The following is a 341-nucleotide window of genomic DNA, read 5'->3' as shown; positions in this document are numbered from 1 at the left end:
CACTCTGTCGGCGGTAAAGAGCTCGTCGGAATCCACCTGCACGGTGTCCACACCGCCAAGCTCCTCAATGGCAGCCCAGCCGGGCACCACGGCACCGGCGGCGGCAGGGGTCTTTTGCAGGCGCAGAGAAGCGATGCCCGCAACCAGGGTGGAGGACAGCGGTGCACCCATGCAGAGCATGGAGGTCAGGGCTGCGGCCATGCCGTTGGGCCCACCGCCAAACAGCAGGAACACAAGTCCGCTGAGCACGGCAGCACCCAGCAGGATCAGGGCTGTCTTGCGGTCGCGGCGCTCACTGGCGCGCTCCCCGAAGCTCTGCTCCACCAGTGCTTCGTCCCACT

At 66.9% G+C, this 341-nt stretch carries 1 pseudogene; it reads right to left on the bottom strand.

From position 1 onward, the window contains the following. Positions 1–341 (bottom strand): annotated as a pseudogene (locus tag P0G09_RS16260) (cell envelope biogenesis protein OmpA); the annotation flags it as partial.

The sequence above is a fragment of the Faecalibacterium sp. DFI.5.82 genome (assembly GCF_029076575.1).
In the GTDB taxonomy this organism is placed as follows: domain Bacteria; phylum Bacillota; class Clostridia; order Oscillospirales; family Ruminococcaceae; genus Faecalibacterium; species Faecalibacterium duncaniae.
The sequence above is the reverse complement of the archived record's forward strand: the minus strand, read 5'-3'. Positions and strand labels throughout refer to the sequence as shown.